This window comes from Loktanella sp. 3ANDIMAR09 (genome assembly GCF_001420005.1).
Classification (GTDB): domain Bacteria; phylum Pseudomonadota; class Alphaproteobacteria; order Rhodobacterales; family Rhodobacteraceae; genus Loktanella.
The window spans coordinates 62,655-86,629 of the sequence record NZ_LJAK01000014.1 but is presented as its reverse complement, the minus strand read 5'-3'; the positions used below and the strand labels follow the sequence as shown (position 1 = coordinate 86,629).

The following is a 23,975-nucleotide window of genomic DNA, read 5'->3' as shown; positions in this document are numbered from 1 at the left end:
TTCGACGTGTCGGTCCCACGCGGTCTGCAGTGGCTGATCGACCCGCACGACTCCCGCTATCTCAAGGCTGCTGCCTTGCACGACGAACTGCTGGCCCGTGGCTGGGACCGCGTCACTGCGGGTGCCGTGTTTCACGAAGCCCTGCGCGCCGACGGCGTCGGTCCATTCAAACGCCTCGCCATGCTGCTGGCTGTCATTTTATGGAAATGGTCATGAACGACGAAGAACGCGAAAAACTAGACGATCTGCATGATTTCTTTATCAAGCCGCGCGCACCAGGAAAACCCTCTCGCGCATCCCAGATCGATGATCTCCTCGAGGCCGTGCGAGCAGGCAAACTGACCGGCCGTGTGATCCTGTGGGTGGCGGGCGCCATCATCACCATGACAGCAGCCTGGAAGGGCTTGGGGGGCTTGAAATGAACCGCTTCCTTGATGTGCTATCCACGCTGATCGTTCTGGTATTCTTGGGCTGGCTGTTCATCCCGTCCAGCCTGTTCCTACGGGATATCTCGATGACCGTGACCGGTCGGACAGTGCAGTACGTTCGCGAGGTTCCTTATGGCTCTGTCACGGCGGAATGGAACGCAGAAATCACCCTGATCGACGGAGAGGAATTCGAGTGCTCGTCCGGCGCATGGCGGATCGCGCACTACCAGGTGGTGAGCGGAAACACGGTGACCTACGACCTGGGCGCTTGGGCCGACAAATGCCTGGAAGCTGGTCCGCCTTACTACCTGACCACCACCCGGAGGGTCCTGCTGTTCGGCAAAGTCCCTATGCGGCAGATGCGAACGATTACAGAGGTGCAGGGGACGCGCGCCCAAGCTGATATCAACACAGAACCAAGGGAGCAGTAGGATGTCTACACCGACCATATCCCAACGAAGGACGTGCGAAGATGCTGTGCATGAAGTCTTCAAAGCCCACTGTGCGGATCAACCGGCGCTGACCACGGCACTTGGGGCACTGTGCAGCGAGTTCGGAAATGATACCGTGATGATGGCCCTATCGGAATGTATGCGCATCGCCTACGTTCGACAGGGCTTTTCAAATTCCGGGCGCAAAGAGAAAGAAAACCTATGTTCACCTGCTCACTGACCTGCGGCCATTGCAATCAGATGGTCGATTTCGCGTTCCACAGCGTATTTGATTATCGCGGACGCACCCCCGAGGAAGTCGCCAAGCTACACGCACCAAAGGACCCGAACGATATTTGTCGCGGTCCAATGGGCTTAACGGTGAGCAGCTCAGACAAGGTGACCGCCAGTGCGCACACGCAATGTGGCAAATGTTTCAAACCGACCATCATTTTTTACGAGGCCCGACGTAGTGCTCACGAGGCCATTAAGTCGATCATCAAGGCGGGCGAAGGTGCGCTACTAGGCGGCGAAAGTACGATAACCGTTACGGCGTACTACCCCACCCCGGTCGCATCCGAGCAGGACCCGTCTTGGCCCGAAAAGCTGCGGTCCCATTTTGCAGACGCCCAGACGATGCAGCGCCAAGGCTTTGGGTCAGCAATCGCCCTGACCACGTGCGGCACCGTGCTCGAACTCGCCCTGCGTGAACTCGACCAGACAGATACAAAGCTGTCGCTTTATAAACGGATCGAGGCGCTGCATGCCGAGGGCGTCATCACGTCTGCGATCAAGGACTGGGCACACGACATTCGCCTCGATCGCAATGCCGCTGTTCATGATGGTGAAGGCAGCGTAACCGAAGCGGCCGAGTACATTGCGTTCCTAAAGATGTTCTTCAACATGGCGTTCTCGCTGCCCGCACGCATCGAAAAGCGCCGCGCTGATAAAGCCGCAGCCGTTAAAAACTGAATTTGATGTCTCAAAGCTGGTGTAAATCTGTCTCAAAGCTGGCGGCGCGCCACACGAACACAACACGCACTGCGACAGTTTAGTTGATATGAAATGGTGCCCAGGGGCGGAATCGAACCACCGACACGAGGATTTTCAATCCACTGCTCTACCCCTGAGCTACCCGGGCACCGGGACGGATATTTCCGTCGGGTAGCGGCGTTCTAGGCAAGGAATGGCGGGGTGTCCAGAGCCTTTTGACGCGAATTAGTGAGGTTTTTCAGAACCGTCCCAAACATCGTCGTCACCCTGCTCTTCGGGGGCGGCGGGGATCGCATAAGAACCGCTGAACCAGCGGGCCAGATCGATGTCCGCGCAGCGTTTTGAACAGAACGGACGCAGCTTGGGGTCGGTTTCGCGGTCACAGATCGGGCAGGCCATCACGACACCTCGAACGGCAGACGTTCACGTTTGCGCTGCAACTCGAACAGGCCCATCGTGGTCCATCCCACCAGCGATGTCTCGACGGCGTCCGCACGAAATGCCGCGCGCAGCGCCTGTTCGACCTGCCTGCGATGCGCCTTGGACATGGGGGCAAAATCGACGGCGATCTGCCCGCCGAAACCACGCAGGCGCAAGGCGCGCGGCAGCAGACGTGCCGCCGACAGGTTCGCCTTGAGCGCGGCAGCGGGCGAGGTATCGCCGCCGGTATTCACATCCACGGCGACCAAGGCGCGTGTCGCCTCGACATACATCGACCCGCCGTCCAGCGCGACGCGTGGCTGGCCAAGGCTGTCGATCTGATCCAGCACACCCAGCTCGGCAAAGCTGCCGTCACGGGTGACGACCTCGGCCGGGCGGGTCCATTCGCGCCAGGCCAGCGCATGTGGCCCGTCACCTTCGGTCAGTGCCTCGGGGCCTGCGCTCTCTGCGTCATCCATCACGGCCAGGGCCAGATCATGCATCGCCGCGATATCCTCGATGATATCAGAGGCTTCGGCACCTTCGCAGGACGACCGCAGGATCAATCCCATGTCGCTGTCGTAATTTTCCAACGCAACCAGTTTCAGCCTGTCGCGTTCATCATCATCAGCGATCTGGCGCGAGATGTTGACCCCCGGTTTTCCCGGCGTGACAATCGCGTAGCGGCTCTTGAACAGCACACGATCGGTCACGGGCACCGCCTTGCCGTCGGTGGCATAGCCGGTCACCTGCACCAGCATAGGCTGGCCCGGCTTCAGGCCGCGTCCCTGCCGCAGAAAGGCTGTCTCGCCATCGGGCAAGCGCAGCATCATGCCCCCCTGCCCCTTGAGCGGGCGGTCGCAGATCGCGCGGAAAATGGCACCCGGTCGCGGGGCGTCGACGGCGTCGACCAGCAGGTCGTCCAGCTGTCCGTCCACCATCAATGCGGCGGCTTCTGCGCCGTTGAAATGATCCAGAACGATCGTGCGGCCCTTCATCGGGGATCTCCATAAACAGGATAGCCTGCGGCCATCAGCAACGTGGCGGCTTCGGCCAGAGGCAGGCCGACAACGCCGGTGAAACTGCCGTTCAACCAAGGGATAAATGCGCCGGCGGGTCCCTGAATGGCATAACCACCAGCCTTGCCGCGCCAATCATCGGTCGCCAGATAGGCGTCCATCTCGGTCACAGACAGACGTTTCATGCGCACAGCCGTCTGCACATCCCGCGTCCAGACACGATCACCGCGTTTGACCGCCATCGCTGTGATGACGTTGTGGCGACGCCCCGACAACAAGGTCAGAAATGCCCGTGCCTCGTCGATATCGGCAGGCTTGCCCATGATCCGCCGCCCCGCGGCGACCGTCGTATCGGCACAGAGCACGATGGCATCGTCACCCGGCACGGCATCCACCTTGGCGCGGGCGATCCGCTTGACGTAGTCGCGCGGCAGCTCGCCCGCATGCACGGATTCGTCCACATCCGGCGGCAGCACCGCGTCAGGCACCACGCCGATCTGCGCCAAAAGCTCCAGCCGCCGGGGCGAGCCAGAGCCGAGGATCAGGCGGGGTTTTGAGGGGTTTGACATAATTTCACCCGTTCATGTGCCGGGTGACGGATGCAGATCGCCCTGCGATCCGCAGACCCGCACGGGCCGAAACCGTTGGTTTCGACCTATTTGAAACGATAATTGATCCGACCCTTGGTCAGATCGTAGGGGGTCATTTCGACCTGCACCTTGTCGCCCGCGAGGACACGGATGCGGTTCTTGCGCATCTTGCCAGCCGTATGTGCGATGATCTCATGGCCGTTTTCCAACTCGACCCGGAATGTCGCATTCGGCAGCAGTTCCTTCACGACGCCCGGAAATTCGAGAAGTTCATCCTTGGCCATGTGGTCTCCTGTGATTGCTTTGCCCCGGTATCCGGGGACCGCGCCTAGATGCGCCTGATTGAACGGGTTTTCAAGGGGAAATACGGGTCAGAGGCATGGGACGTCAGGACGCGCGGCCCTGTCCCCACAGAAACGGCAGGAACTGGCGCAGCTTGGACAGGTTCTTGACCGCGATCGTGCCCCAGCCCCCGATCCCGTTGCGCCGCAAGGCCAGACGATCCTCGCGCATTTTCAAAAGGATTCGGTCCAGCGACCGGTTGCTTTCGCCGCCCACCCGCATCTTGACCAGCACGCGTGGCAGATAGACCGGATGTGCCGTGGTCGTGCTGAAATAGCGCAGGATCAGGTCATAATCCGCCGCGATCCGCAGTGCAGGATCATAGCCACCGATCCGGTCAAAGACCGCCGCCCGCAGAAACAAGGTCGGATGCGGTGGCATCCAACCGCGCCGCAGTCGTGCTGGTCGATACGCACCGGCCTGCCAATGCCGCACGATCCGGCGCGTATCGGTTTTCTGAACATAATCCAGATCACCATAGACGGCCTCGACCGCGGGATCGGCAAAAATGGCTGCAATATCGGACAGGACATGGTCATCGGCCAGATAATCGTCCGCATGGACGACCCCGATCACATCCCCGGTCGCGCGGGCGATCCCCTTGTTGATCGCGTCATAGATACCGCGATCCGCCTCGGAGATCACGATGCGACCGCCCTGCCCCGCGCCTGCTATGACCGCCAGCGTGTCGTCCTGCGACAGACCGTCGACAATGATGTGTTCCACATCAACACCCGTCTGCGCATCAACGCTGGCAACAGCCTGCCCCACGGTGGCCGCCGCGTTATAGACCGCAGTGATGATCGAGATTTTCATGCAGGCGGGATCGGTCATTCCGCGCAGGGCGGGCCGAACCGCTCTTGCAGGTGGCGCACGATCTGGTCGCGCGTCTGACGATAAAGCGCGAGCTTTTCCTCGCGGTTGTCGCCCATGCCGGTCGGGTCCAGCAAAGGCCAGTATTCGACGTCCAAGTGATAGAACTGCGTCAGATCCAGCGCGCGCCGCTGACTGGCGGGCGACAAGGCCAGCACCAGATCGAACGACGACAGATCATCGCCCCAGTCTTCCATCTCGTCGAAGCTGCGCGACCGGTGGCGTTCCAGTTCGACCCCGATTTCGGCGCAGACGGTGATCGCGAAACCGTCGATTTCCATGTCGTTGTTGACACCGACAGACTGGATGTAGGCGCGTGTGCCATACATCTTTTTCATGATGCCCTCGGCCATGGGCGAACGCACGGCGTTGTGGTCGCAGCAAAACAGGACCGATTGCGGCAGGCTTGCCGCCGGAGGTTTGCCGTCAGCCGCCAAAATGCAACACGCAGATCAGCGTGAACAATCGACGCGCCGTGTCGATGTCGACCTCGGCCTTGCCGTCCAGACGTTCCTGCAACACGCGTGCACCCTCGTTGTGGATGCCGCGCCGCGCCATGTCGATGGTTTCAATCTGGCTGGGGGCTGCGGTTTTCACCGCATCGAAATAGCTCTCGCAGATCTGGAAATAGTCTTTGACGACCTGACGGAACGGTCCCAGCGACAGGTGAAACGCCCCCGCCTCGCCCAGATTGGCGTCCTTGACATCAAACACCAGCCGACGATCACGGATCGACAGCGCCAGATCGTATGGGCCCGGCGGGACCTTGCGGCCATCCTTGGCGGGCAGCACAAAGGTGTTGTCCTCCAGCAGATCGAAAATCGCGACCCGGCGTTCCTGCTCGATTTCGGCAGAGGGTGCCGGCAGCCCGCTGTCATCGAGGTTGATGGTGACGATCCGGCTCATGACTGGTTCAACCGATCCAGCCGGGCCTGCACGCTCAGGCCGTGCGCCTCCAGGCTTTCGGAGGTGGCCAATCGCACCGCAGAAGGACCGACAGCCGCCAGTGCCTGCGGCGTCATGCGGGCGATGGTGGTGCGTTTGACAAAATCCATCACGGACAATCCACTTGAAAACCGCGCTGACCGGGCGGTGGGCAGCACGTGGTTCGGACCCCCAATGTAGTCGCCGATCGCCTCTGGCGTCCAGCCACCGACAAAGATTGCACCCGCGTGCGTGATCCGCGCCGCCAGCGCCTCGGCGTCATTCACGCACAACTCCAGGTGTTCCGGCGCGATCCGGTCCGACAGGGCAACTGCCACGTCCAGATCGGGCACCGTGATGATCGCGCCAAAATCACGCCAGCTTGCCCCTGCGATCTTGCGCCGTTCCAGCGTTTGCAGTCGCGCCGTCACCGCATCCGCCACCGCCCGGCCAAAGGCCGCGTCGGTAGTGATCAGGATGGATTGGGCGCTTTCGTCATGTTCGGCCTGCGACAACAGGTCCAGCGCGATCCAGTCGGGGTCGTTATCCGCATCGGCAATCACCAGAATTTCGGACGGGCCCGCGATCATGTCGATGCCGACCTTGCCGAACACACGGCGTTTGGCCGCGGCAACGAATGCGTTGCCCGGTCCCGTGATCTTGTCCACCGGTGCGATGGTTTGCGTGCCATAGGCCAGTGCCGCAATCGCCTGCGCGCCGCCGATCCGGTAGATTTCATCGACGCCCGCGATGCGTGCCGCCATCAACACCAGCGGGTTCAGCACACCGTCGGGGCTGGGCACGACCATCGCCAGACGCCCCACGCCCGCCACCTTGGCCGGAACCGCATTCATCAAAACGGACGACGGATAGCTGGCCAGCCCCCCCGGCACATAGAGACCCGCGGCAGACACAGGCGTCCAGCGCCAGCCCAGCGTCGCACCGGCCTCGTCCTGCCACTGGGCATCCTCGGGCAGTTGGCGTGCGTGATAGGCCCTGATGCGGTCAGCGGCCAGTTCCAGTGCTGCCCGGTCGTCATCGCTGACCTGCGCACAGGCGGCATCGACCTCGGCGGTTGAAATCCGCAAGGTATCCGGCGTCAGCGTCAGACGGTCGTATTTTTCGGTCAGCGCAATCAGCGCCGCGTCACCCTGCGCCCGAACCTGGGCAATGATGGCGGCGACAGCATCGTCCACATCGGGCGAATCCTCGCGTTTGGCGGTCAGCAGCGCCACAAAGCGGGCTTCGAAATCGGCGTCATCATAGTTCAGAAAATCGGGCATCGGGTCCCTCATCAGGCACCCGTGGTGCCGTTGGGCAAATCAACAATCATGCGCGGCACAGCCGCCAGTCAAATCAGACGCAGTCAATCCGGATGATGCGGGACCTTGCCTGAAACCGCGACATAGGGCCGTGTCACATCTTTCAACACCACGCCCAGCGCCTCGACGCCGCAGGAAATCACACCGTCCCCCGCCAGCGTCAGCACGACCGCGCCCGTGCCGTCGGGGCCGGGTTCGAATGTGATATCCAGCAGCGACAGGATCGTGTCGGCATCACCCTTGGGCACACCCTGGCTCTTGACGCCTGTCACGTCCTCGATCAACAAGACCGACTGCACCCGCTCCGGCCGGTGACCGGGGGCCAGACTGCCCTTGTCCTCCCAGCGGAACCGGTTGAGCAACACGGCAAAACGGCGTTCGGCCGGGGTCCAGCGCATTTCGGAGGCCGGAAAAACCGAATCCTGCGCAAGCGAGGCCACGACCTGCAAATCGGCCGCATCCCATGCCATCAGGCGCAGCGGCTTTTCCGCGCCATCCTCGAATCTCGCATCCGTCATACGCCCGGCACCCTTGCGATCTGTGCGCCCACGGCGCTCAGCTTTTCCTCGACATGCTCATAGCCGCGATCCAGGTGGTAAACCCGGTTCACGGTTGTCTCGCCCTCGGCGGCCAGTCCGGCCAGGATCAGCGACACGCTGGCGCGCAAATCGGTGGCCATGACGGGTGCGCCCTTCAGACGGTCGACCCCGCGCACGGTCGCCTGACCGCCCTGCACCTCGATGTCGGCCCCCATCCGGATCAGCTCTGGCGCGTGCATGAACCGGTTCTCGAAAATCTTTTCTTCCAGCACGCTGGTGCCATCCGCGAGGCACAGCATCGCCATCATCTGCGCCTGCAAATCGGTCGGAAAACCGGGGAAAGGTTCCGTGATCACATCAACCGCCCGGGGACGGTCGCCGCGCAGCTTTACCTTCAGCCCTGCTTCGGTTTCGGCCACGTCGACACCCGCCAGATCCAGCTTTTCCGCAAATGCCGTCACCAGTTCCATGCGGCCGCCCAGGCATTCCACCTCGCCGCCGCAGAATACCGGGGCCAGCATGTAGGTCCCCAGTTCGATCCGGTCCGTCACCACGGGGTGCGTTGCAGCGCCCAGCTTGTCGACACCCTGGATTTCGATGGTTGACGTGCCCTCACCCGCGATCTGCGCGCCCATCGCCCGCAGACACCGCGCAAGGTCCACGATTTCCGGCTCGCGCGCGGCGTTCTCGATCACGGTCGTGCCCTTGGCCAGGGTCGCGGCCATCAGCACGTTTTCGGTGGCCCCGACGCTGGCGAACCGCAGCGGGACGCGCGCGCCCTTCAACCCGCCGCTGGCGGTCGCATGCAAATAACCGTCGCGCAGTTCGATCGTGGCACCCATCAGTTCGAGTGCGTCGATATGAATGTCCATCGGCCGCGCCCCGATTGCACAGCCACCGGGCAGAGACACCACCGCCTTGTGGTGCCGCGCCAGCAGCGGACCAAGCACGAGGTTGGACGCCCGCATCTTGCGCACGATTTCATAATCGGCCGTGGTCGAGGTCATGTCGTGGCTCGACAGGACCTGGACCTTGCCGCCCTGCATCGACGTCACCTCGACGCCCAGCGACTCAAGCAGGGCGGTCATCGTCTTGATGTCCGACAGGCGCGGCACATTGGTCAGCGTCAGCGGCTCTTCGGACAGCAGGGTCGCGGGCATCAGTGTCAGCGCCGCATTCTTGGCCCCCGCAATCGGAATCTGACCGTTCAGCGGCTTGCCGCCCGTGACGACGATGGAATCCATGTGATTGCCCTAACTTGGTCTATGTCTGCCGCGCGGTGTTACAGCGACAGTCGCCGCAGGTCCAGCGCGGCCAGGTCAGTCGTCGTCGCCCATGTCCTGCGCCGCCCGCGCCCGTGCCTGCGCCTTGCGCTTGGCCATGTTTGCCTTGAGCGCGGCCTTGAGCCGCTCCTCGCGCGTGGATGCCTTTTCGGGGCGCGCGGCGCGCGCCTGTGGTGCCTGTGATTTCTCTGTCATGCAGTTGTTCTAGCCTTCCCGCGAAAAAGCGTCCAGACGGGGCTTGCACCCCGCAAAGCTATTCGCTAATTCCCCGCCCACGGATGCTGTGGTAGCTCAGTGGCAGAGCACACCCTTGGTAAGGGTGAGGTCGAGAGTTCAATCCTCTCTCACAGCACCATCCCCCAATCTCAGTGAGGCGTCTGGCCAATCGTTCGAGGATTACGCGCATCTTTTTGCAGACTGTGCCGGGATAACGTCACACGGGAACGAAAAACCACTTTTGTGCAAAGAGCCGTTCAATCCGGCCGTTTCGATGGTTAGCAAGAGGTGGGTGCAGACTGGCAGATGGTGTATGATGCCGGATACCGCTGGTCGTGAACGGGGTGAGCCAATTGAAACAGCAAAACGGCAGGGCTGATGTGGCAACCGTCTGGGCACGTGCGATGTGCGGCGTGGCCATGGCGGCCATGCTTGCATCCGCCGCACAGGCGCAGCAGCTGTCGTATGGCACCAACCTGCGCGGCACGCCGGGCCTGATCGACATGCCCTCTGCACATTCGCCGGCCGATGCCGACATCGGACTGTCCTACACCCGGTTCACCAACACCACGCGCAGCGCGCTGACGTTTCAGCTGACGCCGCGTCTGTCCACCAGTTTTCGCTACAACCAGCTTTATGATATTCGCCCGGGCGGCAGCGCGTCCGACCGCGCGGTGTTCGATTTCGTCTTCGACCGCAGCTTTTCGTTGCACTACCGGATCATGGATGAGGGCCGCTTTCGTCCCGCCGTTGCCGTCGGTCTGAACGATTTCCTCGGGACCGGATTTTTCGAGAGCGAATACATCGTCGCCTCCAAGAGTCTGACTCCCGACCTGCGTGCCACGCTGGGACTGGGATGGGGCCGGTTCGGCACCCAGGGCGGGTTCGACAATCCGCTGGGGATACTCTCCGACAGCTTTGATGCGCGCGGTGCCCGCACCGCGTCCAGCACTGGCGGCGAGGTCGACAGCATCGAGTGGTTCCGGGGCGACGCGGCCCTGTTCGGCGGCCTGCAATACCGGATCAACGACCGAACGCTGGCGACCGTGGAATATTCATCCGACGCCTATCCGTTCGAGGACGGCACGGCCTTTGACGTCAAATCTCCGGTCAATGTCGCCGTCAGCTATGACCTGCATCCCGGTCTGCGCCTGACCGGTGCCTACCTCTATGGGTCAGAGGCCGCGATCAACCTTAGCTACAACATCAACCCAAAGGTCCGGCGCGACGGCAATATCAACAACACGGCCCCCCTGCCTGTGCGCGCACAAGGCACAGGCGCGGCCGCCAGTTGGGATGCAGCGACCGACCCACAGGCCCGCGGCCCGCAGACGGCAACCGCCGCGGCCCTGTCCGAACAGGATATCACGCTCTACGGTCTGACGCTGCGCGGTGATCTGGCCCGCGTGGCCATCGTCAACGACACCTACCGCACCGACAGTCAGGCTATCGGCCGCACGGCACGCACCCTGACCTACACCCTGCCCGACAGCATCACCCGCTACGAGATCGTGGTCATGCGGCGCAACCTGCCCGTGGTCAGCGCAACGCTGCGCCGGTCTGACCTGACCGATCTGGAATTCGACGCCGATGCGGCATTCGCAAGCTATGCGCGCGCCGGAATCGACACGAGCCCCGCCGCCGTGCCGCCGACGGCCGATCCGTTTCCGCGCCTCGACTTCGGGATTGCACCGTTCATCAGCACCTCGCTGTTCGATCCGGACTCGCCCGTCAGGCTTGCAGGCGGGCTGAGCCTGACGGCCGATCTGGACCTCACGCCCGGCCTGCGGCTGTCTGGTGACATCCGCAGCAAACTGCTGGGCAACCTTGATGATGCGACGCGGCCATCGAATTCGGTGCTACCGCGCGTGCGCAGCGAAAAGAACATCTATGACCGCGAACAGACGACGCTGAACCGTCTGACCGCGTCCTACCTGTTTCGCCCCGGCACGGATCTTTATGGCCGCGCCACGGCAGGCTATCTGGAATACGGCTTTGCCGGCGTCTCGACGGAGCTGCTGTGGGCCCCTGCCGGGCGACGTTACGCGCTGGGTGCCGAACTGAACCGGGTGCGCCAGCGTGACTTTGACCAGCGTCTGGGTCTGCGCGACTATACGGTCACAACGGGCCATCTGTCGGCCTATTATGATTTCGACGACGGGTATTTCACACAACTCGACCTTGGGCGCTATCTGGCCGGTGACGACGGTGGCACGCTGACCGTGGGGCGCCGGTTCGACAACGGCTGGAACGTCGAGGCATATGCCACCCTGACCGACGTCTCTTTTGATGATTTCGGCGAAGGTTCGTTCGACAAGGGGATCCGCGTCACCATCCCGTTCGATTTCCTGACGGGACAGGACATGCGCCGGTCCCGGCCCGTGCTGATCCAGCCCATCCTGCGTGACGGTGGCGCACGGCTGTCGGTGCAGGACCGCCTGTATCCGCTGATCGAGGACAGCCGCACCGACGACCTGCAACGGACCTGGGGACAATTCTGGCGATGACCAAGCTGATCCAAATCATTGCCCTTGCCGCCTGCGGTCTGACCGCCTGCGCGCCGGCCCCCTATATCGACCTGCGCGCGAAGGTGACGCCCGCGTTCATCGCGTCGGTGACAACACCGATGGTCCTGATCGAGCTGCCGCATGCCCCCTATGCCGCCACGGCGGTCCCGGTCGCGGCGAACGGTCCGGTGACGACCTGGGCCACACCGGATGCGATCACTCTGTCGATGATCAACGGCGTGGTGACGGCAACACGCGGCATGGGCACCGATCTGATGCACAGCGACATCGACGGCACGGTCGCAGCCCTGGTGGGTGGTCCGCGCGCCTATGACCGCAGGTTCAGCTATCAGAACGCCGAAAACCAGACCGTGCTGCGCGCGCAGCGTTGCACCATGTCCGGCCCCGCGGACCAGGCGCTGACGCTCTATGGCACGACCTACGCGGCGCAGATGTGGACCGAAACCTGCACAGGTAACGACCAGCAGACGCCCAATATCTACTGGACGGCGGGCGGCCGGGTCGTCCAATCGCAGCAATTCATTGGCGCAGCCGTCGGACCGATCATCACCGAAACGATCCGGAACTGACCATGAACCGGCACGCGCGGAACACGGGGTGACGACATGACCACCCGGCAGCCATTCAACATCATGATCGTCGGACAACGCGGTCGCCTGCAATACGAGGCGCTTTTGTTCGTGGCCTCCTTGCGCGCGCGCGCCCCGTCCTTTGCCGGACGCGTCATCGTGGCCGAACCGCAGCCCGGCCCCCTCTGGCCGGATGATCCGCGCATCGATCCCGACATCGCAGAGGCGCTGACCGAACTGGGGGCCGAAATCGCCCCGTTCCACAGCGTCCACTTTGGCGCGGCCTATCCTTATGGCAACAAGATCGAAGGACTGGCGACCCTCCCCCCCGGTGAGCCGTTCATCTTTTTTGACAGCGACACGCTGATCCTCGACGATATCGGCGGGATGCAGATCGATTTCACCCGGCCAACAGCCTCGATGCGGCGAGAAGGGACCTGGCCGCAGGAAGAGCTTTACTGGCCGGGCTACACCGCGATCTGGAAATCGCTCTACGACAAGTTCGGGCTGGATTTCGAAAGCAGCCTCGATACCGAGCAGCCGGATGAATACTGGCAGCGCTACCTGTATTTCAACGCGGGCTGGTTTCTGGGATCTGATCCGCAGGCGTTTCTGGCACGGTTTCTGGACATGTCGCTCGCCATCCGCGATGACCGGCCACCAGAACTGGTCATCCAGCCGCTGGACCCATGGCTTGATCAGGTGGCGCTGCCGCTGGTGATCCACAGCCTTGGCGGTGGCAGGCCAGGACCGGAATTGGACGGTCTGGACGGCGACATCACCTGCCATTGGCGGCTGATGCCGCTGATGTATGCCCGCGAGAGTGACAAGGCGATTGCCGTCGTTGAGGAGGTCAGCGCCCCCAACAAGATCAAGAAACACCTCAAGAAGCATGAAGCCTTCAAGCGGATGATCTATCAGTCCCGCGGCCAGAAGGTCCGCGAGATGTTCGACCGAAACGATCTGCCGCGCCGCGAACAACAGCTGCGTAACCGGATCAAATCCGCAGGTTACTGGATCCGGTAGCCGATTTTTCGCGAAAAATCGGACCGCGCCCGGCAGCAACCCGTGGGCCCCCTGATTTTTCGCAGAAAAATCAGCGCACTTCAGGTCGCGAATATTCCACTGCTAGCGGCGTAGCCCTTGATTTCGATGGGGTTTCCCGACGGATCGCGGAAAAACATCGTCCATTGTTCGCCCGGCTCACCCTTGAACCGCACGGATGGCGCAAGGATGAAATCGGTCTGTTCCTCTTCCAGCCGTCCGGCCAGCGCCGTCCATTCATCCAGCGGCAGCACGACACCGAAATGCGGCATGGGCACCATGTGATCGCCCACCTTTCCCGTTGGCGCATTCGCAAACGGCGCGCCCAGATGCAGGCTCAGCTGGTGACCGTAGAAATCAAAATCGACCCATGTCTCGGTCGAACGCCCTTCTGCAGCACCCAGCACCCCACCGTAGAACGCCCGCGCAGCATCCAGATCCGTGACGTGATAGGCGAAATGAAACGGAACGGGCATGGCGGGACCTTTTGGCATGGGACGTTGAATTGATGCTGGCGTGGCGCTAGCGTGCCGCCAACCATAAGCCCGGAGGAAACCCCATGTCCACAGACCCCAACGGCCCCAGCTACGGCTTTGACACGTTGCAAATCCATGCAGGTGCGCGCCCTGATCCCGCCACCGGCGCGCGTCAGGTGCCGATCTATCAGACGACCGCCTACGTGTTCCGCGACGCGGACCACGCAGCGGCGCTCTTTAACCTGCAAGAGGTCGGCTACATCTACTCGCGCCTGACCAATCCCACGGTTGCAGCACTTCAGGAACGGATTGCAACGCTCGAGGGCGGCATCGGCGGCGTGTGCTGCGCGTCAGGTCACGCAGCGCAACTGATGGCGCTGTTTCCGCTGATGGCACCGGGCAAGAACATCGTAGCCTCCACGCGCCTTTACGGCGGCACGGTCACGCAGTTCACCCAGACGATCAAACGGTTCGGCTGGTCCGCGACATTCGTCGATTTCGACGATCTGGACGCGGTCAAGGCGGCCATCGACGACAACACCCAGGCCATTTTCGGCGAGGCGATCGCCAACCCCGGCGGCTATATCATGGATGTGCGCGCCGTGGCCGACATCGCCGATGACGCGGGCATTCCCCTGATCATCGACAACACGACGGCGACCCCCTACCTGTGCCGCCCGATCGAACACGGTGCCACGCTGGTCGTCCATTCGACCACGAAATACCTGACCGGCAACGGCACCGTCACGGGCGGTTGCGTCGTGGATTCGGGCAAATTCGACTGGGCCGCATCGGGCAAATTCCCGTCCCTGTCCGAACCCGAACCCGCCTATCATGGCCTGAAATTCGCCGAAACCTTCGGCCCGATGGCGTTCACGTTCCACGGGATCGCCATCGGTCTACGCGATCTGGGCATGACGATGAACCCGCAGGCGGCGCATTACACGCTGATGGGGATCGAGACGCTGTCGCTACGCATGGACCGCCACGTCCAGAACGCCGAAAAGATCGCAAAATGGCTCGAGGACGACCCCCGCGTGGAATACGTCACCTATGCGGGCCTCAAGAGTTCAAAGTATTTCGACCGGGTCGCGCAGGTCTGCCCCAAGGGCGCGGGTGGCCTGTTCACATTCGCGGTCAAGGGCGGATACGAGGCCTGCATCAAGCTGATCGACAGCCTCGAGATCTTCAGCCACGTGGCCAACCTTGGTGATACGCGCAGCCTGATCATCCATCCTGCCAGCACCACGCACCGGCAGTTGCAGGAAAACCAGCAGCGTGCGGCCGGTGCCGCCCCCGAAATCGTGCGTGTCAGCATCGGGATCGAGGACGCGGACGACCTGATTGCTGATCTGGATCAGGCCCTGACCAAGGCCACGGCCTGACCACGGATGCAGGACGGCCCTAGCGGTCGTCCTGCATGCCCTCATCCCATGACATCGTGACGCTTGCACTGATCGTCACCTCGCCCTCGGCGATGGGGACGGACATGGCATCCTCCATGGCCATGCGCATCATGGGGGCCGGTCCCGCGCTGACACCACCCTCGCTCAGGCTGACCAGCCGCCCCAACGCGATCCCGGCCGCGTCTGCATATAACGCGGCCTTGCGCATGGCATCTGCCACCGCCGCGCGGCGGGCATCATCCAGCAACTGCTGACGGTCCGATACGTCAAAGGTCAGACCATTCATCTGGTTTGCCCCACTCTGGACCACCGCGTCCAGAACCTCGCCCAGCCGGTCAAGCGCCGTGACCGTCACGCTGACATCCGTGCTGGCGCGATAGCCGGTCACGCGCGAGATATTGTTGTCCCGGTCGTAATCCTGGATCACGTCCAGCCGCAATCCGCTGGTCTGCACATCCGCGCCGGTGATCCCCGCATCGGACAGGCTGGCCAGGACCGCCGTCATATCCGTCGACATCTGCGCCAGCGCCGCCGCTGCCGTGGGGGCCTGATGCGACACCCCCAGATTGACCCGCGCCAGATCGGGTGTGGCACTGACCTCGCCGGTGCCTTGCATGGTGATGCGCGCCGCCTGCGCGAATGCCGGTCCCGCCAGCATGCCCGCGGACAGAGCGGCACAGAACACCAGCCATCTTGGACCCGGCGATAACTTGCTATACCATGAGCGCGAATGACATTTGTCGTTTTCCGATGAATGACAGGCTGCTAGGACCATCTTATGACGCCTCGTTTTGCTTTGCTTCTTTCATCCGATGGTATCCGCCTGCTGCACCGCGTGCCAGAAGGCTGGAACCGCGTTGGCAATGTCCCGCTTGACACCGATGACCTGTCGGGTGCCTTGGCCAAGCTGCGGGCCGACGGCCTGACCCTCGAACCCGAGGGCCTGACCACAAAACTGGTGATCCCAGAGGATCAGATCAGATTCATGTCGCTCGAGGGCGCGCAGACCAGTGTCGCGGATGTCCGGCAGGCCCTTGACGGTGCGACGCCCTATTCGGTCGACGAATTGTCGATCGATTTCGACCGGTCCGGCGGCATGACCCATATCGCGGCCGTCGCCCGCGAAACACTGGCCGAAGCCGAAGCCTTTGCGCTGGAACATGATTTCAACCCGGTCTGCTTTGTGGCCGTCCCCCCGCCTGGCACCTTTGTGTCAGAGGTCTTTTTCGGCCCGACCCAATCGGCCAGCGGGACCTTGGCCGAACGATCCAGCCAACCGGTCGAGGAAACCGGCATCGCGGACCTGTCACCACAGCCCGCAGCACAAGAGGCGGCGACCGACGCGGTGTTGCCTGACCCACCGCAGAATCCCGTTGCAGACACGCCAGACGCGGCCGACACGACCGACGCGCCCGCAACGGACACCGCATCTGACGATCTGCCGCTGTTTACCGCGCGCAGCAGACCCGTGTCCGGTGCACTGGCAGCCGCTGCGATGCCGGGGGGGGCAGCCCCCCGCGACACCACACCCGCCACTACACCCGATCCCGCGCGCACCGCTGAACCCGGCCTGCCCATCAGCGCACCGCCGTCGGAACAAGCCGAAAAAAAGGGCCCGAAACAGGCCCTGACCGCAACCCGCGCCACCCCCGTCGCAGGCGCCCCCGAAGAACCATTGTTCACAAGGCGCAAGGAGCCGCCGCCCCCCATCGCTGGCAAGGGCAAGGCTGCATCGCCAACCGCCTTGCGGGCACAGGCCCCATCGGCACCTGACGCCGTCCCCGCCATGGTTGCCGCCCCCCGCGCGCCCCAGGCACCGCAACCGGCCGCCAAACCCGCGCGGGAAACCCCCGATGCATTGGCGGGTCTTGCGCCTGCGCGCAGCGGCAAGCCGCGTTTTCTGGGCCTCATCCTCACGGCGGTGCTGCTGGTCGTGCTTTTGATCATGGGGTTCTGGGCCTCGACCCTGCCCGACGAAGGAATCGCATGGCTTTGGGGCGAGGAAGAAGAGGTCGCGGCGGCCCCTGCAACCGCACAAGAAAAGCCTGACGAGACAGACATTGCAGCCGTTACGCCAGCGCTCCGGCCAGCCACACCCGCGGCAATCCCCGCACCGTCGGCCCTGACCGATGCCCCTGCACCCGAATTGCTGGCGACACCCGCACTGCCGGTTGTGCGGGCACCGACCACCGGCGTGTTGACCCCGGCAGAGGCAGACAGGATCTATGCCGCGACAGGCGTCTATCAACGCGCGCCGCGCCTGCCCGTCACGCCACGCACCACGATCGAAGAATCGCAGCGCCCGGTCCCGGTGGCGCTGGCCGGCTTGTCGTGGAACACGGCCCCCACATTGCCCGATCCCACACAGACCGCCCCCGACGCGGTGATCGCGGCACAGATAGATCCCCCGGCAGCCGATGCGTTCTTTGCCCGCGATGTGCGCGGGCGCATCCTTGCGACACCGACAGGCACAATCGTGCCCAGCGGGGCCATTGTCTTTTCGGGTGCGCCTGACATCCGTCCGCAGCTCCGCCCGGGCACGCCCACGCAGACCGCGACCGACACCTCCGTGACAAACGATCCGGATGCGCCGGAAACGGTGCGGCTGATTGCGGGGACGCCACCCGTCCAGCCGCGCGCGCGCCCGGCGGACCTGGCCCCCGCCCTGCCGCAGGACGCACAGGTCGCAGCGGTCCCTGACCTGCGGCCCGTATTGCGGCCGGGCGATATCGCCCCCGCACAGGCAGACGACGCCGACACCTCAGACCCCGCCTCGTCCGGGGTGACGGAAACCGACGCCGCAACGCCCACCGTCATCACGGGCGCACCGGACCTGCGTCCCACCTTGCGGCCCGCGAGTTTTGCCAGCCGGTCGCCGGTCGTTGCCGCCCCGATCGATCCGCGTGTCGCGGACGCGCGCCCCGCGCTGCGCCCCGAGGGGCTGGCCCCCGCAGCCCCCGCATCCGACCCCACGCCCGATATCAACGCGATTGCAGCGGCCATCGCCTCTGCCGCACCGCAGTCGGCATACAACAACCGCACGGCGCGGGCCGTGGGCATTGCCCCGCGTCCGGCGACACGCCCGCGCAACTTTGCCCAGGTTGTCGCCCGTGCCACGGCAGCGCCCGTGCAGCGCCAGACCGATGCGGTCGTGCAGCGCCCGGCAACCACACCGCAGGTGTCAGCCCCCGCTGTCGTAGCCCCGACGGGGCCCGTGCCGGGCGGCGTCGCCCGTGCCGCGACCCAGGAAAACGCGATCCGCCTGCGCGACATGAACCTGGTCGGTGTCTATGGACGCCCCAACGCGCGCCGTGCCCTGGTCCGTCTGGGCAACGGTCGCTATGTCAAGGTGGAGGTCGGCAGCGCCCTCGATGGCGGCCGGGTCACGGCCATCGGCGATTCCGCGCTGAATTTCGTCAAACGTGGCCGCACCTACGCATTGCAACTGCCCACGGGGTAGGCAGGGCCGCGCAATGCCGCAGTTGTTTGCCATGCATCCCGCCTGACCCATTGCCTTGTGCGCAGTGACGTTTAAGACAGCCGCATGGATACGTTTCTGCTACAGGCCACGATTTATCTGGGTGCCGCCGTGCTTGCGGTGCCTTTCGCCGCGCGACTGGGACTGGGGTCCGTTCTGGGATATCTGGCTGCCGGGATCATCATCGGCCCGTTGACCGGACTGGTCGGGACCGAGGCACAGGACATCCAGCATTTTGCCGAATTCGGCGTGGTGATGATGCTGTTCCTGATTGGACTGGAACTTGAACCGCGCGCCCTGTGGGACATGCGGGATCGGCTGATCGGTCTGGGCGGACTTCAGGTCGGGGTGACCACGTTGCTGATTGCGGGGGCCGCCATCGCGCTGGATTACGACGTGGTGACCGGCATCGCGATCGGCATGATCTTTGCGCTGTCCTCCACCGCCATCGTGCTGCAAACCCTGTCCGAAAAGGGGCTGATGCAGACGGGCGGCGGGCGATCGATCTTTTCGGTATTGCTGACGCAGGATATCGCCGTGATCCCGATGCTGGCCCTGCTGCCGCTGCTGGCATCGCCTGCCGCGCGCGTGGCGCTGGCCCCCGACGGGTCCATGCAGCGCGCCGGAACCACCGACGAGGCCCATCACGGCCTGTCACTGGTCGAGGGATTGCCCGGCTGGGGCGTGACGCTGGTGACCATCGGTGCCGTAGCCGCTGTCATCCTGACCGGGATCTACCTGACCCGCCCGGTTTTCCGCTATATCCATCAGGCCAAGCTGCGCGAGATGTATACCGCGCTTGCATTGCTGATGGTCGTGGCGATTGCCGTCCTGATGGAAACCGTCGGCCTGTCCCCCGCGCTGGGGACGTTCCTGGCCGGTGTGGTGCTGGCCAACTCGGAATTCCGCCACGAACTCGAAAGCGACCTTGCACCGTTCAAGGGCCTGCTGCTGGGGCTGTTTTTCATCACCGTCGGGGCCGGTATCAACTTTGAACTGCTTTTTGCGCAACCGACCCGCGTGGCGACCTATGTGCTGGGCATCATCGTGATCAAGGGTGCGGTCCTCTATGCGCTGTCGCTCCTGTTCAAGATGAAGGGCAAGGACCGCTGGCTGTTCACGCTGGGGCTGGCCCAGGCCGGTGAATTCGGGTTCGTGCTGATCTCGTTCTCGCGCAGTCAGGGCGTGTTGACGGGGCCGGTATCGGAACTGTTGCTGTTGGTGACGGCGCTGTCGATGCTGGTCACGCCGCTGATGTTCATCGGCTACCACTACCTGACCCGCCGCATGGAAGAAGAAGAGGACCACGAACACGACGAGGTTGACGAAACCGGGACCGTCATCATCGCGGGCATCGGACGCTTTGGCCAGATGGCGAACCGCCTCATCCAGTCGGCAGGGTTCTCGACGGTCGTGATCGACAATGATCTTGCCGCCGTCCAGACCATGCGCAAGTTCGGCTATCGCGGGTTCTTTGGCGATCCGACGCGCCCTGACTTGCTGGCCGCGGCCGGGATCGACGAGGCGCGCGTCATGATGGTCTGTCTTGATAATCGGGCCACTGCCTGCCAGCTGGTTGCCTATGTGCGCAAGGTCCGCCCCGATATCCACATCATCGCCCGGGCCTATGACCGCGTGCACAGCTATGAACTTTATGCGGCGGGTGCCAATGACATCGTGCGTGAAATGTTCGACAGCTCGCTGCGCGCCGGGCGCTATGCGCTCGAAAATCTGGGACTGACGGAATTCGAAGCCGCCGAGGCGGAAACCATGTTCTATCATTCCGACCGCGGCATGGTTCGTGAACTGGCAGAGCTGTGGAAACCGGGCGTCGCCATTGCGGACAACGCCGATTACGTGGCCCGTGCGCGCAAACTGGACAGTGATCTGGAAACGGCACTCGCCAGTCGGGTGCAGAACCGCGATGCCTCGGACGAGGCGCTACCGCCACGCCGCCCCGGTGACACCTCGCGTGGCAACCGCTAGGGCCCCGATTTTTCGCGAAAAATCGGACAGCACCCGGTATCATCTGGCGGGACAACGATTTTTCGCAGAAAAATCGGTGGATCAGGCCGATTTGCCTGCGACGGCGGCCTCCTCAAAGGTCGCCATGCCGCTGTGACAGGCAACAGCCGCCTGCACGATGCCGATCGCCACGGCGGCACCGGATGCCTCGCCCAGTCGCAGCCCCAGATCCAGCAGCGGGGTCTTGCCCAGCGCGTCCAGCATGCGGCCATGCGCCCCTTCGGCCGAAACATGGCCTGCAACGGCATGATCCAGCGCACCGGGCACCGCGCGATCAAGAACAAGCGCGGCCGCCGTGCAGATGAAACCATCCAACACCACCGGGATACCAGCAACGCGCGCCCGCGCGATTGCCCCGGTCATGCCCGCAAGTTCGCGCCCGCCAAGGCAGCGCAGCACCTGCAACGGATCGGCCAGCGCCTCTGCGTGACGGGCGAGGCCAGCCGCCACGACCTGCGCCTTGCGGACCACACCCGCATCGTCAACGCCACTGCCGCGTCCGACCCAGTCCGCAGGATCGCCACCCAGCAGGGCAGCCCCCAGCGCCGCCGCCACGGTCGTGTTGCCGATCCCCATTTCCCCCACCACCAACAGGTCCGTGTCGGGGGCGACCGCGTCCCATCCCGCGCGCAGGGCCGATACGACTTCGGCCTCTGACATGGCGGGGCCGGTGGTGAAATCCTGCGTCGGCGTTTCCAGGTCCAGCGGGACCACCGACATGGTTGCGCCAAATGTCCGGGCCAGTTGGTTGATCGCCGCACCGCCCGCGCTGAAATTGCCGACCATCTGGGCCGTCACCTCTGGCGGAAAGGCTGACACGCCCTGGGCGCAGATGCCGTGATTGCCGGCGAACACGATGATCTGCGGGGCCGCGATCACAGGCCGCACGTTGCCTTGCCAGCCTGCGACCCAGATCGCCAGATCCTCCAGGCGGCCCAATGCGCCCGGCGGCTTGGTCAATGTGCCGTTGCGCGCCGCAGCCCCGTCGCGGGCGGCCGTATCCGCGCCGCCGGCGGCCGCCAGCGCGGCGCGAAAGCTGTCAAGGCTCGTGAATGCTGCGGTCATGTTCCGTCCTCGTTGCGTATTCCCCTGCCCCTGTCTAACCATGCGACACGGAATGAAAAGAGGCCGCATCATGCAAAACAAGACCGGCCCCCAGCCGCGCTTTGCCCCGTCCGACATTGCCGCCGCTGTGGGGTTGATGACCCGCCTGCCAGTGCCCGTCGATACGGATCGCGCGACACTGCGGGGGGCGCGTGCGGCATGGGCCTGGCCGGTGGCGGGCCTTGTGGTTGGTGGGCTGGCGGCGCTCTCGGCCAGTCTTGCGCTTTGGCTGGGTCTGCCGCCAGCGCTTGCGGCAGTCCTGCTGATCGCAACCCAGATCACGCTGACCGGCGCGCTGCACGAGGATGGTCTGGCCGACAGCCTGGACGGTCTGTGGGGCGGCTGGACACGCGATCGGCGGCTCGAGATCATGAAGGACAGCCGGATCGGTGCCTATGGCGTCATCGGCCTGATCCTGACCCTTCTCTTGCGGTGGCAACTGTGGTCATTGATTATCGCGAACGACGCACTCTGGTCTGCTGCATTGATCATGGGGGCGGTCAGCCGCGCACCGATGGCCGCCCTGATGGCCTGGCTGCCCCCGGCCCGCGCCACGGGGCTTAGTCGGCACGTGGGGCGACCTGTGCATGTTACGGCAGTCGCCGCAGCTGTGCTGGCCGGGGTGATCACGCTGTTGCTGTGGCCGGGTGCATTGCCTGCATTGGGTCTGGTCGTGGCCGCCACGGCCTATGGATGGGGCCGCATCGCACATGCGCGGATCGGCGGGCAAACCGGCGACATCCTCGGGGCTGGCCAGCAAATGTGCGACATTTCGGGTCTGCTGGTGTTGGCGGTCCAGCTGACCTAGCGCGGGCAGGCCAGCGCCGCGGCGACGGCCCCCGGCCCGTTTGGGCCCAGATCACGTGCAACAGGCACGCCGCCGTCAAACCGCACACCGATCACACGGTCCCAGTCCCCCGACAGCAGCACCGCCGTGCGTCCATCACAGGCGACACCACCGGGGATCTCTGCATCCCCGATCCGGTGGTTCGTGACCCCCGGCAGAGCAGCAACCAGTTCCATCACGCCCTCCGCCGGTCGCCAGAACTGCAAGGTCCGTGCCAGATGGGGCCGGTCCACCAGGGCCACCTCGATCCGTCCGTCGCCGTCGAAATCAGCCGCACCCACGGGTGCCAGCCAGCGGCGGGTCTGACCGATATAAGGGGTCGCCGTGATCGCCTGCGGCACGCCATCCACAAGCCCGAACACCAGCAGACGCGCCCCGCGCGCGATGTCGGCCTGCACGACAACGACCTCTGGCAGACCGTCGCCCGTCACATCCCACAGACGCGGGACAAGGTCCTCGTAGACCTGATGTTCCGGCAAGGTGAAAAGGTAAGCCCCGTCGGTGGTGACGATCCGCAAATCGCCCCATTCCACGGCATCGCCCAGCACGCCGTGATCATAGCGCGTCGTGGGGGCATCAAACTGGGCAGCGGTGATCTGCTGTGCCGTCGCTGGTCCGGCCAGCATGCAGGCCACCGCCGCCCATTTCATCAGATCTGCTTTTCCGGCATCTGCACGCGCAGACCGTCCAGCGCGTCAGAGACCTTGATCTGGCAGGTCAGCCGCGACCGGACGGGATCGGGTTCATAGGCAAAATCGAGCATGTCTTCTTCCATGCCGTCCTTGGCGGGCAGCTTTTCCACCCAATCCTCGGCCACATAGACGTGGCAGGTCGAACAGGCGCAGGCACCGCCGCAGTCGGCCTCGATCCCCGGAATCCCGTTGTCGCGTGCGCCTTCCATGACGGTCATGCCATTGGCAACCTCGACGACGTGTTCCTTGCCACCGTGTTCGACATAAGTGATCTTGGCCATTGGTTTTCCTCAGAATGGATGCAGTGTCGGCGCGCACCTTAGGCCGTCACCGAGGCGCATGCCAGTCCCATCACGGGGCTATCGCCGCGACATTCTTGCGGTTATGTAGTGGCATGATCCGCCTCCTGCCCATTTTGCTCGTTCT

General features: G+C 63.9%; 27 protein-coding genes and 2 tRNA genes. 12 read left to right on the top strand and 17 right to left on the bottom strand.

The window, feature by feature from the left end; all coding sequences use genetic code 11:
* The 4 genes from AN189_RS16400 to AN189_RS16385 form a co-directional block, all read left to right on the top strand.
* Nucleotides 1-216, top strand: a 216-nt coding sequence (locus AN189_RS16400) for a DUF1353 domain-containing protein (protein ID WP_157057530.1), incomplete at its 5' end; no start/stop codon positions are given.
* On the top strand, nt 213-422 hold the full coding sequence (locus AN189_RS16395) for a hypothetical protein (protein ID WP_157057529.1): 210 nt from the start codon (nt 213-215) through the stop codon (nt 420-422). The genes AN189_RS16400 and AN189_RS16395, both read left to right, overlap by 4 nt.
* Complete coding sequence (locus AN189_RS16390) at nt 419-859, top strand: hypothetical protein (protein WP_056038408.1); 441 nt, start codon at nt 419-421, stop codon at nt 857-859. Before AN189_RS16395 ends, AN189_RS16390 begins: the two co-directional genes overlap by 4 nt.
* A gap of 261 nt (nt 860-1,120) precedes the next feature.
* Entirely contained in the window at nt 1,121-1,831 is a 711-nt protein-coding gene (locus AN189_RS16385) for a DUF4145 domain-containing protein (protein ID WP_056038405.1), read from the top strand.
* A gap of 94 nt (nt 1,832-1,925) precedes the next feature.
* On the opposite strand, the gene AN189_RS16380 is transcribed toward AN189_RS16385, so the two are convergent.
* From AN189_RS16380 to AN189_RS19400, 12 genes are all read right to left on the bottom strand, one after another.
* Nucleotides 1,926-2,000 (bottom strand) — tRNA-Phe (locus AN189_RS16380).
* Nucleotides 2,001-2,077: 77 nt separating this feature from the next.
* Nucleotides 2,078-2,251: a DNA gyrase inhibitor YacG gene (locus tag AN189_RS16375; RefSeq protein ID WP_056038402.1), complete on the bottom strand. Its 174-nt coding sequence runs from the start codon at nt 2,249-2,251 to the stop codon at nt 2,078-2,080.
* The gene (locus tag AN189_RS16370) at nt 2,251-3,270 is read right to left on the bottom strand and encodes a ribonuclease E/G (protein WP_056038401.1); all 1,020 of its coding nucleotides are present in this window, start codon (nt 3,268-3,270) and stop codon (nt 2,251-2,253) included. The genes AN189_RS16375 and AN189_RS16370 overlap by 1 nt, the downstream gene beginning before the upstream one ends.
* Entirely contained in the window at nt 3,267-3,860 is a 594-nt protein-coding gene (locus AN189_RS16365; RefSeq protein ID WP_056038398.1) for a nucleoside triphosphate pyrophosphatase, read from the bottom strand. The genes AN189_RS16370 and AN189_RS16365 overlap by 4 nt, the downstream gene beginning before the upstream one ends.
* 86 nt (nt 3,861-3,946) lie before the next feature.
* A complete protein-coding gene (gene infA / locus AN189_RS16360; RefSeq protein ID WP_056038395.1) occupies nt 3,947-4,165 on the bottom strand; it encodes a translation initiation factor IF-1 in 219 nt (72 codons plus the stop codon).
* A 103-nt stretch (nt 4,166-4,268) separates the two neighbouring features.
* Nucleotides 4,269-5,039, bottom strand: a complete 771-nt coding sequence (locus tag AN189_RS16355) for a glycosyltransferase family 2 protein (RefSeq protein ID WP_056038437.1) — start codon at nt 5,037-5,039, stop codon at nt 4,269-4,271.
* 14 nt (nt 5,040-5,053) lie between these two features.
* A complete protein-coding gene (locus tag AN189_RS16350; RefSeq protein WP_264195000.1) occupies nt 5,054-5,500 on the bottom strand; it encodes a low molecular weight phosphatase family protein in 447 nt (148 codons plus the stop codon).
* Nucleotides 5,501-5,522: 22 nt separating this feature from the next.
* The gene (locus AN189_RS16345) at nt 5,523-6,002 is read right to left on the bottom strand and encodes a UPF0262 family protein (RefSeq protein ID WP_056038391.1); all 480 of its coding nucleotides are present in this window, start codon (nt 6,000-6,002) and stop codon (nt 5,523-5,525) included.
* Nucleotides 5,999-7,303, bottom strand: coding sequence for a histidinol dehydrogenase (gene hisD, locus AN189_RS16340; protein WP_056038431.1), 1,305 nt, complete (start codon nt 7,301-7,303; stop codon nt 5,999-6,001). The genes AN189_RS16345 and hisD overlap by 4 nt, the downstream gene beginning before the upstream one ends.
* Nucleotides 7,304-7,386: 83 nt before the next feature.
* Nucleotides 7,387-7,860, bottom strand: a complete 474-nt coding sequence (locus tag AN189_RS16335) for a DUF2948 family protein (RefSeq protein ID WP_056038388.1) — start codon at nt 7,858-7,860, stop codon at nt 7,387-7,389.
* The gene (gene murA / locus AN189_RS16330; protein ID WP_056038385.1) at nt 7,857-9,125 is read right to left on the bottom strand and encodes a UDP-N-acetylglucosamine 1-carboxyvinyltransferase; all 1,269 of its coding nucleotides are present in this window, start codon (nt 9,123-9,125) and stop codon (nt 7,857-7,859) included. The genes AN189_RS16335 and murA overlap by 4 nt, the downstream gene beginning before the upstream one ends.
* A gap of 75 nt (nt 9,126-9,200) precedes the next feature.
* Entirely contained in the window at nt 9,201-9,359 is a 159-nt protein-coding gene (locus AN189_RS19400; protein WP_172794934.1) for a hypothetical protein, read from the bottom strand.
* An 85-nt stretch (nt 9,360-9,444) separates the two neighbouring features.
* Between AN189_RS19400 and AN189_RS16325 the strand changes: the two genes are divergently transcribed.
* The 4 genes from AN189_RS16325 (at nt 9,445) to AN189_RS16310 (ending at nt 13,503) form a co-directional block, all read left to right on the top strand.
* A tRNA-Thr gene (locus tag AN189_RS16325) sits at nt 9,445-9,519 on the top strand.
* Nucleotides 9,520-9,760: 241 nt separating this feature from the next.
* Nucleotides 9,761-11,887 carry a YjbH domain-containing protein gene (locus AN189_RS16320; protein WP_172794933.1) on the top strand — a complete coding sequence of 709 codons (2,127 nt, stop codon included), beginning with the start codon at nt 9,761-9,763 and terminating at the stop codon, nt 11,885-11,887.
* Nucleotides 11,884-12,477, top strand: a complete 594-nt coding sequence (locus AN189_RS16315; protein ID WP_056038378.1) for a YjbF family lipoprotein — start codon at nt 11,884-11,886, stop codon at nt 12,475-12,477. Before AN189_RS16320 ends, AN189_RS16315 begins: the two co-directional genes overlap by 4 nt.
* 36 nt (nt 12,478-12,513) lie before the next feature.
* Nucleotides 12,514-13,503: a hypothetical protein gene (locus tag AN189_RS16310; protein ID WP_056038375.1), complete on the top strand. Its 990-nt coding sequence runs from the start codon at nt 12,514-12,516 to the stop codon at nt 13,501-13,503.
* A gap of 80 nt (nt 13,504-13,583) precedes the next feature.
* Here AN189_RS16310 and AN189_RS16305 read toward each other — a convergent pair whose 3' ends face one another.
* Nucleotides 13,584-13,997 (bottom strand): VOC family protein, encoded by a 414-nt coding sequence (locus AN189_RS16305; protein WP_056038372.1) that lies wholly within the window; start codon nt 13,995-13,997, stop codon nt 13,584-13,586.
* Between the two features lie 83 nt (nt 13,998-14,080).
* Here AN189_RS16305 and AN189_RS16300 point away from each other — a divergent pair, with 83 nt between their 5' ends.
* Nucleotides 14,081-15,382 carry an O-acetylhomoserine aminocarboxypropyltransferase/cysteine synthase family protein gene (locus AN189_RS16300; protein WP_056038368.1) on the top strand — a complete coding sequence of 434 codons (1,302 nt, stop codon included), beginning with the start codon at nt 14,081-14,083 and terminating at the stop codon, nt 15,380-15,382.
* A gap of 19 nt (nt 15,383-15,401) precedes the next feature.
* Here AN189_RS16300 and AN189_RS16295 read toward each other — a convergent pair whose 3' ends face one another.
* A complete protein-coding gene (locus AN189_RS16295) occupies nt 15,402-16,061 on the bottom strand; it encodes an SIMPL domain-containing protein (protein ID WP_056038364.1) in 660 nt (219 codons plus the stop codon).
* A gap of 120 nt (nt 16,062-16,181) precedes the next feature.
* Between AN189_RS16295 and AN189_RS16290 the strand changes: the two genes are divergently transcribed.
* Together AN189_RS16290 and AN189_RS16285 are read left to right on the top strand one after the other, a co-directional pair.
* Nucleotides 16,182-18,863 carry a hypothetical protein gene (locus tag AN189_RS16290; protein WP_056038362.1) on the top strand — a complete coding sequence of 894 codons (2,682 nt, stop codon included), beginning with the start codon at nt 16,182-16,184 and terminating at the stop codon, nt 18,861-18,863.
* A gap of 84 nt (nt 18,864-18,947) precedes the next feature.
* Entirely contained in the window at nt 18,948-20,867 is a 1,920-nt protein-coding gene (locus tag AN189_RS16285; protein WP_056038358.1) for a cation:proton antiporter, read from the top strand.
* A gap of 81 nt (nt 20,868-20,948) precedes the next feature.
* Here the strand turns inward: AN189_RS16285 and cobT are convergent, their stop codons facing one another.
* Complete coding sequence (cobT, locus tag AN189_RS16280) at nt 20,949-21,971, bottom strand: nicotinate-nucleotide--dimethylbenzimidazole phosphoribosyltransferase (RefSeq protein WP_056038355.1); 1,023 nt, start codon at nt 21,969-21,971, stop codon at nt 20,949-20,951.
* Between the two features lie 70 nt (nt 21,972-22,041).
* Between cobT and AN189_RS16275 the strand changes: the two genes are divergently transcribed.
* Nucleotides 22,042-22,818, top strand: a complete 777-nt coding sequence (locus AN189_RS16275; RefSeq protein WP_253279658.1) for an adenosylcobinamide-GDP ribazoletransferase — start codon at nt 22,042-22,044, stop codon at nt 22,816-22,818.
* On the opposite strand, the gene AN189_RS16270 is transcribed toward AN189_RS16275, so the two are convergent.
* Together AN189_RS16270 and AN189_RS16265 are read right to left on the bottom strand one after the other, a co-directional pair.
* On the bottom strand, nt 22,815-23,507 hold the full coding sequence (locus tag AN189_RS16270; RefSeq protein WP_056038351.1) for a VCBS repeat-containing protein: 693 nt from the start codon (nt 23,505-23,507) through the stop codon (nt 22,815-22,817). The genes AN189_RS16275 and AN189_RS16270 overlap by 4 nt on opposite strands.
* Nucleotides 23,507-23,830 (bottom strand): 2Fe-2S iron-sulfur cluster-binding protein, encoded by a 324-nt coding sequence (locus AN189_RS16265; RefSeq protein WP_056038349.1) that lies wholly within the window; start codon nt 23,828-23,830, stop codon nt 23,507-23,509. The genes AN189_RS16270 and AN189_RS16265 overlap by 1 nt, the downstream gene beginning before the upstream one ends.
* Nucleotides 23,831-23,975 lie beyond the last annotated feature (145 nt).